Origin of the sequence: Paenibacillus sp. MDMC362 (genome assembly GCF_003269305.1) — a bacterium.
In the GTDB taxonomy this organism is placed as follows: domain Bacteria; phylum Bacillota; class Bacilli; order Paenibacillales; family Paenibacillaceae; genus Paenibacillus_AQ.
This window is the reverse complement of sequence record NZ_QLYT01000062.1, coordinates 1-1,082: the sequence shown is the minus strand read 5'-3', so window position 1 is coordinate 1,082 and position 1,082 is coordinate 1. Positions and strand designations below refer to the sequence as shown.

The 1,082-nt window shown below is 50.4% G+C and carries 1 protein-coding gene; it reads left to right on the top strand.

Annotated elements, in window-relative coordinates:
- Window positions 1-115 precede the first annotated feature (115 nt).
- The gene (locus tag DP091_RS26280; RefSeq protein ID WP_113061095.1) at window positions 116-1,072 is read left to right on the top strand and encodes an IS30 family transposase; all 957 of its coding nucleotides are present in this window, start codon (window positions 116-118) and stop codon (window positions 1,070-1,072) included.
- Window positions 1,073-1,082 lie beyond the last annotated feature (10 nt).

The window sequence follows — 1,082 nt, the reverse complement described above, 5'->3', positions numbered from 1 at the left end:
GACGGATTGTAATATGAAGTGCGACACCTACTGGAACTAAATAAAAAAGAGCCCATGGCCAGATTCGTGTAGAATGAAGTCACCACAACAACCATTCACACAAGGAGAATCCACCATGAGCTACACACATCTTAGCATAATCGAACGCAGCAAGCTAGAAATCCTCCACCAGCAAGGTCAAAGTTCGAGAGCCATTGCGAAGGAACTGGGTAGACATCCTTCGACGATTTGCCGTGAATTGGAGCGCACCGTTTCATCTCAACCCTATCAGGCAGAACAAGCCCAGAACGCTTATGAGGAGCGTCGTAAGGCTTCTGTTTCTCCCGGTAAATGGTCAGGCGAAATGGCTGTTTCCTTGGAGGAAAAGCTCCAGGCGACGTGGTCTCCGGAGCAAATCACGGAACGGTTTCGCACCCAAGGCCTGCCGTCGGTTTCCTTTAAAACCATCTATCGCTGGATCTACGATGGGCGGCTGGTTCGAGGCACGTTACAGGTTCTCCGACACAAAGGGAAGCGTCAGAAACCCACAGAAACTCGCGGTAAATTCGCCATTGGCAGATCGATTTCGGATCGCCCTAAAGAGGTTCGTTCTCGTAAAACGTTTGGGCACTGGGAACTGGATACCGTCGTATCTGGTCGTGGGAAAAGTAAAGGGTGCGTAGCGACGTTGATTGAACGCAAAACACGTCTGTATACCGCTATTCTCATGCCCGATCGTACCGCATTATCCATGGAGATTGCGCTCGGTGTAGCCATCTCACAGTACCCCACAGGTACCTTCCTCACAGCCACCGCTGACCGAGGCAAGGAGTTCGCCTGCTATGCCAATCTGGAAAAGACTCATGGCCTAAACGTTTATTTTGCTGATCCGTATTCGTCCTGGCAACGCGGTTCAAACGAAAATGCGAACGGCTTGCTTCGAGAGTTTTATCCTAAAGGCACCGATCTCGCTCAAGTTGAGGATGAAGAACTTGCCCATTCACTGGATCTGATGAACCACAGACCTCGAAAATGCCTGGGCTGGAAGACTGCTCACGAATCTTTCACAGAGGAACTGTCGCACTTGGTTTGACAATCCGTCA